6 protein-coding genes are annotated in these 7,121 nt (G+C 54.0%); all 6 read left to right on the top strand.

Annotation, left to right across the window (positions count from 1 at the left end):
* Positions 1-288 precede the first annotated feature (288 nt).
* Positions 289-3,204 (top strand): outer membrane beta-barrel protein, encoded by a 2,916-nt coding sequence (locus WKK33_RS10770; RefSeq protein ID WP_337933818.1) that lies wholly within the window; start codon positions 289-291, stop codon positions 3,202-3,204.
* Positions 3,205-3,368: 164 nt separating this feature from the next.
* Positions 3,369-4,124, top strand: coding sequence for a DUF2807 domain-containing protein (locus WKK33_RS10765; RefSeq protein ID WP_337933817.1), 756 nt, complete (start codon positions 3,369-3,371; stop codon positions 4,122-4,124).
* Between the two features lie 18 nt (positions 4,125-4,142).
* Positions 4,143-4,622, top strand: a complete 480-nt coding sequence (locus WKK33_RS10760) for an RNA polymerase sigma factor (protein WP_337468637.1) — start codon at positions 4,143-4,145, stop codon at positions 4,620-4,622.
* On the top strand, positions 4,619-5,107 hold the full coding sequence (locus tag WKK33_RS10755) for a hypothetical protein (protein WP_215760094.1): 489 nt from the start codon (positions 4,619-4,621) through the stop codon (positions 5,105-5,107). Before WKK33_RS10760 ends, WKK33_RS10755 begins: the two co-directional genes overlap by 4 nt.
* A gap of 3 nt (positions 5,108-5,110) precedes the next feature.
* Positions 5,111-5,506 carry a DUF5024 domain-containing protein gene (locus tag WKK33_RS10750; protein ID WP_215760095.1) on the top strand — a complete coding sequence of 132 codons (396 nt, stop codon included), beginning with the start codon at positions 5,111-5,113 and terminating at the stop codon, positions 5,504-5,506.
* A gap of 249 nt (positions 5,507-5,755) precedes the next feature.
* Positions 5,756-6,769 carry a class II fructose-bisphosphate aldolase gene (locus tag WKK33_RS10745; protein ID WP_215760096.1) on the top strand — a complete coding sequence of 338 codons (1,014 nt, stop codon included), beginning with the start codon at positions 5,756-5,758 and terminating at the stop codon, positions 6,767-6,769.
* Positions 6,770-7,121 lie beyond the last annotated feature (352 nt).

Genomic DNA, 7,121 nt, shown 5'->3' with positions numbered 1-7,121 from the left:
TCACTTTATTTGATGAATTTTAATAACTATGCGATTTTATCGCATCAGTACTATTATTTGATCTTACATACTAATCAAAAAAATATTATTTCCATGATGGTGTTTTGTAATTAATAATATTTTAAATATCACAAATGCTGTGTAAAACAATAAAGCCCATGTGTATATGTTTGTTAAAACATTGTGTAAAATGTTAATGCGCGTTGATGGTTATAGGTGTCAAACGTATAATTGTATACTTTTGCACGAATTGTGTACAATCTACATTTGAACGAAAAAATATCAATTATGCTACGTAAGTTTACTTTCTTACTGTTCCTACTGATGGTTGCCACAACCATCCAGGCCCGCCATATCACCGGTAAGGTGGTCGACACCGATCACCGCGACTTGGAGGGCGCCACCGTTGAATTGCTGTCCATTGCCGACAGTTCGGTTATCCGTGTTGCCCAAACCAAGGAGGTACAGCTTTGGGGGTGGAAGCAATGGGTTTATGAGCTCGATGTGGAGAACAACAAGAGCTACTTGCTGCGCGTGTCGATGCTGGGCTATCAAACCCAATATAAAAAGGTGGACGTGAAGATGGCCGATCGCGCCAACGAACAGCGTGTCGACGACATCGTGCTTGCGGAGAACGCCCGCCAGTTGAGCGAAGTGGTGGTGAAAGCCACCAAGATCAAGATGGTGATGAAGGGCGACACGGTGGTTTACGATGCCTCGGCCTTCAACCTGAGCGAGGGCTCTATGCTCGACGCGCTCGTGCAGCAGATGCCGGGTGCCACGCTCGAGAACGGCGTGATCAAGGTCAATGGCCGCACGATAAGCTCATTGCTGGTCGATGGCCGCGACTTCTTCAACGGCGATGCCTCCAAGGCGATGGAGAACCTGCCCGCCTACACGGTCGACAAGATCAAGGTGTACGACAAGGCGGGCCGCGAGAGCCGTTTCCAGGGTGTGGACATGGGCGACAAGGAACTGGTGCTCGACGTGAACCTGAAGAAACAATACAAGCATGGTAACATCAGCAACGTGGACCTCGCCCTTGGCTCGAGCGACCGCTACCAGGCCCGACTGTTCTCCATGTTCTATGGAAAGAAGTCGCGCCTCACGCTCACGGGCAACGTGAACAACGTGAACAACTATCGGGTGCCCGGACAAGACAACGTGACGGGCGACCTGCCCGATGCCGGCAGTGGCCTTTCCGCCCGCAAGCAGTTTGGCCTGGAATATCGTTACGAAGGCAAGACCGAGGACGATTATTACAAGACATCGAACTCTTACACCGCCGTAGACAACGACAACACGTCGCGAACCAATGCGCAGACCTTCCTCACGGGTGGTGACTATTATAACCTGAGCACCAACGCCAATCGCTCCAAAAACTACACGCTGTATACGCGCCATGTGTTTTCGCGGATGTTTAAGCGTAGCATGTTGTTTGGTGATGTGAACGCCTCGCATTCGCACAGCAAGGGTTGGGACAGCAGCTTGAGCGGCAGGTTCAACCAGAAACCTTGGGGCATGTCGGCCCTCGACAGCATCTTCATGCCCAATGCCGACCATGCCCTGATGCAGACGGTGATCAACCGTGTGAGAAACGCCGGCAAATACCAAGGTGAATCGACGTCCTTCTCAGGATATTTCAACCATAGTATCAAGCTGGGCAAGGGAGAAGACCTCTGGTCGCAGAACAACATCAGCCTTGAGGCCAACGCCCATTACAATCGCTCGAGCAACGATCGCTTTGCGCTCAACCGCATCGATTACCTGTCGACAGGCGCGAAGGACGACCGCAACCAGTTCTCGCAGTCGCCCAACAAGAGCTACGATTACAGTTTGACGGCTGAGTACACCCATTTCCTTATCAACGACTCCGCCGGAGTGCGCAACTTCTATGTGCGCCCCAGATATGCGTACAAGCAGAGCTACGACTCGCAGACCTACGACCTCTACCGCCTCGACCAGTTGGCCGACTACGATTCCCTTTCGTATGGCATGGGTGTGTTGCCCTCTACGCGTGAGGCGCTGCTCAGCGTGAAGGATGGCAACAACAGCTATTGGAGCGACCAGATGACGCGCACGCATGACGCCGACGTCTCGTTCGTGTTCAGCTCGGGCGACGGTGTGCAGCGCCCGCGATTTATGGCTTATGGCAACCCGGGCCTGTCGTTCAAGTATGATAATCTTGTTTATTACCGTCAGCGTAGCTATAACACGTCGCGCCACGACGTGCTCTTCCAGCCCAACCTGGGCATGATGTACCAATTCAACGACTCCACGGGCAACGTCTACGCCAGTTTCAATTACCGCTCCTCAGAGTCACAGCCCGGCATGACCTCGATGCTCGACATCCGCGATGATGCCAATCCGCTCTATGTGACGCTTGGAAACACCAACCTGAAGAACGCCCGCACCCATAGCGTCAATGCTCATTGGGGTAAGTTCCAGATGCGTACCCAGTCGATGTTGTCGCTGGGCGCCAACTATAGCATTACACGCAATGCGTTGGCCACGGCCGTGGTTTACGACAAGCAGACGGGTGTGACGACGAGCCAGCCACGCAACATCAATGGCAACTGGCAGGTGGGCGGCAACGCCTTCGCCCAGCGTGTGTTGGACAAGAAGAAGCACCTCACACTCCAGGGCAACGTTTATGTGAACTATAACAACAGTGTGGACCTCACCACCGTGGAGGGCATGGACAACACGCGGAGCGACGTGCACAACACGACGGCCAGCGGCTCGGTGGGCCTGACCTACCAGTTGGGCGAAGGGTTGCGCTTGAGTCTTACGCCTGCGGTGAACTACCGGCACGCCACCAGCGACCGCAAGGACTTCAGCGAGGTGTCGGCCTGGAACTACAACTTCCGCTTCTCGGGCATGGTGCACCTGCCCTGGAGCTTCGAGTTGTCGAGCGACCTCACCTCCTACAACCGACGCGGATACAACGACGACCAGATGAACACCAGCGAGTGGGTGTGGAACGCACGTCTGACCCGTGGCTTCCTGAAGAAGAAGCTCACCCTCTCGCTCGACGCCTTCGACATCCTTGCCCAGTTGAAGAACACCGACGTGACGCTCAACTCGCAGGGCCGCACGGAGACCTGGCGCAACAGTTTGCCGCGCTATGTGATGGTGCACCTGAGCTATAAGTTCAATAGCGGCATGGCCAAGCCGAAGCCACGCTATCCATGGGAGAATTAACCTACGAGGCCGCATCCAGCAGGGTGCGGCCTTGGTGTTGGTGGATGTGCCAACCCTGAGATTGAAAAAAGAGGGGCGGCCATCATTTTTTTTGCCTATCCTTGTCACAAAACGCATGGGACAAACGTACTATAGGCAGAAGAGAAACAAAAACAAGCAAATGTATGAAAAGTAAAAACCTTCTTCTCCTTGCCTTGGTGACCCTGTTCGCCTTGGCTTTCAGCTCATGTAGCGCCAAGCGCGTAGTTGCCAGCGATGTTTCGGTAGTGGATGGCTCCGACGACCACCGTACCTTCAACGTTGGCTCGTTTGACAGGATCGAACAGTCGGGCGTGACGACCATCCGCTTCACGCAGGGGCCCCACGTGTCGGTAACCGCCACAGGTCCGTCGCGCGAACTTAACAACCTCAACGTCTACACGAAGGGGGGATGCCTCTATGTGGAGAACAAGGACAAGAGGGGAACGGTGCGCCACCAGGGTTGCGAACTCGTTGTTGTGGCACCCAACCTGACGGATCTGGACGTGTGCGGTGTGTGCTCGTTTCATGCAAGCAAGCTCGACGTGGACCATTTCAACCTGAAGGTCTCGGGTGTGTCCTCGTTTCATGTGGAGCAGATAAACTGCAACGACACCCATTTCGACGTCTCGGGCGTGGGCAACATCAATACCACGGTGTCGGGCGACAAGCTGTACGCCGATTTATCAGGCGTGTCGAACAGTAAGATAAGCTTCAAGGGAAAGACAGTCAACATAGAGAACAGCGGCGTGGGAAAAACTACAGTCTATGTGGAGTGCGACGAGCTGAAAGCCAGTAACAGCGGCAACGCCACCCTGAAGATCAAGGGAACGGCCGACGACACCCATGTGGACAACAGCGGACTGGCGAAGATCGACACCAGCGAACTCAACCAATATTGATTCGTTAGACCGTAGCCGATGGACGAGACCCAGTTTCAGAAGATGGCGGAGGCCCTGCGCGGCAACATGCTGGCCACGGCGTGCCGTTACCTTCACGACACCTCCGAGGCCGAAGACGTGGTGCAAGATGTGCTCGTCAGGCTGTGGAAGATGTGCGACCGCCTGCAGCCCGACGTCAAGAATCTGGCGCAGGTGCTCACGCGCAATCTCGCCATCGACCGCTTACGGCAGTTGCGGCCCCATGTCGACATTGAGGGACTCAACTTCGCCATCAGTCCAGAGGCGGTAGACGACCCACGCTACGAGCGTATCGCACGCCTCATAAGTCACCTGCCCGAGGATATGCAGACGGTGTTCCGACTGCGCCACGCCGATGGCATGTCGTACGAAGACGTCGCGCGGCTGACGGGCATCGCCGAGGCCACCGCGCGACAGATGGTGAGCCGGGCCCGCCGCCTGTTGCTCAAACAATATAACAACCCAACAACCCAATCATGAACACACAGGAACTAATCGATCGTTTCCTTGATGGAGAGACCACCGTCGAAGAGGAGCAGGAGCTCTGCCGCCGCTTCCTCGCAGGCCCCGTGGACCCCGAACTGGAGCCGTATGCCGAGTTTTTCCGCGATATGGCGACGCTCCCGGTGAGCGAGAAGCCCCGCCGCCGACTACGCCTCGTTAGGCGCTGGATGGCCGCAGCGGCCGTCGTTGCCGCCGTTGTTGTGGCGGGAGTGTGGGGCTATGTGAGGGTGGAGAACCAGCAGTTGGCCAAGACCTACGAAGGAAGTTATGTGATTGTAGACGGCAAGCGAACCGACAACCTGGTAAGCATCAAGGACGAGGTGAGCCAGCTGCTCGCCGACGCCGACCGCATCGAGGCGCACGCCCGCTCGCAAGAGGTCATTGGCGACGCAGAGCAGGAGGTGCTGCAAGGCTTGTCGCCTAAACAAAGAAAACAAATAGAACGACTCTTAAACGAATAAACCATGCCTAAGAAATATCTGTTGGTCGTGCTGATGGCGCTCTCGTGCCTCATGGCATCGGCGCAAAACAGCATCGACCGTATGGTGGAACAATATTCCACGCTGGGAGGCTCGTCGTTTGTGACGGCCGTGAAGCGCAACCCCAAGACCCACAAGGTGGAGAAGGTGGTGAAGCGACTCACTGCCTCGGGCTTGCGAACCCAGCATTTTATCGATACGTTCAAGGAAGAGGCGCGTCGGCAAAAGGATGTGGTGACGACCACCGCCGACGGTTACACCACGATGATCGTTACGGTGGAGGGTGCCAAGCAAAACCGCATTTACACCCTGCGCTACCCATCGAAAGAGAGGCCTTATCCCGACGTAACGGTCACCATCATCATCAATATGAAACGCTGACACGGACCCTCCGGCGCCATTGACTATGGCTCGGAGGGTTGATCGATAAAGATGAAAAAGTGCTTCGTCTGAATGTAACGCCAAGGTTGCAAAATCAAAAAGGACCCCTTGGGGTAAGAGAATTTAAGCCTTTTTAATTATAATGTAACGATAAAAATCACTTTTGCATTTGTAAGTAATAAAATTTAATGGTACTTTTGCATTTGGATATTAAAGAGATTACTATTCATTTCTAAATATTTGTATAAAATGGCAGTTAATTTTAAAGAACTGGGTCTCGTGAACACTCGCGAGATGTTCAAGAGAGCCGTCAATGGCGGTTATGCTATTCCTGCATTCAACTTCAACAACCTGGAGCAGCTTCAGGCTATCATCAAGGCAAGCTCAGAGCTTCGCAGCCCGGTGATCCTGCAGGTGTCTAAGGGTGCTCGCGCCTATGCTGACCCCACATTGCTGCGCTATCTGGCACAGGGTGCTGTGGAGTATGCCAAGAGCCTCGGTTGCAACCATCCTGAGATTGTTCTCCACCTCGACCACGGAGATACGTTCGAGCTGGTGAAGGACTGCGTAGACCTCGGCTTCTCAAGCGTGATGATCGACGGTTCAAGCAAGCCTTACGAGGAGAACATCGAGTTGACTCGCAAGTGCGTAGAGTATGCTCACAAGTTCGACGTTACTGTTGAGGCTGAGCTCGGCGTGCTCGCTGGTGTTGAGGACGAAGTTGCTTCTGAGGAGAGCCACTACACAAAGCCCGAGGAGGTGATCGATTTCAGCCAGCGCTCTGGTTGCGATAGCCTCGCCATCTCTATCGGTACCAGCCACGGTGCTTACAAGTTCAAGCCCGAGCAGTGCACACGCGACCCGAAGACTGGCCGCCTGGTTCCTCCTCCATTGGCATTCGATGTGCTGCACGAGATCGAGCAGAAGCTCCCCGGATTCCCCATCGTGCTCCACGGATCTTCATCAGTTCCTCAGAACTATGTGGATATCATCAACCAGTATGGCGGCAAGCTGCCTAACGCTGTGGGTATCCCCGAGGATCAGCTCCGCGAGGCTTCAAAGAGCGCTGTTTGCAAGATCAACATCGACTCAGACTCTCGTCTGGCCTACACCGCTGGTGTGCGTGAGACGCTGGCTCTGCATCCTGACTACTTCGATCCTCGCCAGTATGGTAAGGTGGCTCGTGCTTACATGACTGACATGTACGAGGAGAAGATCAAGGACGTGCTGGGTTCTGACAACAAGCTCGCCAACTGCGACTAATCATGTTGCTTGGCCTTCGACGATGAGGGCTAACTAACATTCCGATAAGCCATTCCTTTTCGCAAAAGAAAGGGAATGGCTTTTTCCGTATCTGCTCAGTTGAGCCATATTGTCATGTTCTGGCGCGAGTTCCGTTAATGGTTTTGGGGCCTCGAGTGAACGTTTCCGTCTGAACGTAAATCATTGTGGAGAAAGCGGCTGGGATGCGTATGCCGTCATGTTAATGTCTCGTTTGAGGTCATTATGGGGGTAAGAGAAAGGGGCAACCAGCCACATGGAGGTGGATGGTTGCCCCTTTGGGTAGGGTGTTCAAAATCGCTTTAAAATCCTGCGCATTTTTTACCTATAGTAT

The sequence above is a fragment of the Hallella sp. genome (genome assembly GCF_037460745.1).
Lineage (GTDB): Bacteria > Bacteroidota > Bacteroidia > Bacteroidales > Bacteroidaceae > Prevotella > Prevotella faecis.
This window is presented reverse-complemented; position numbering and strand designations above follow the sequence as displayed.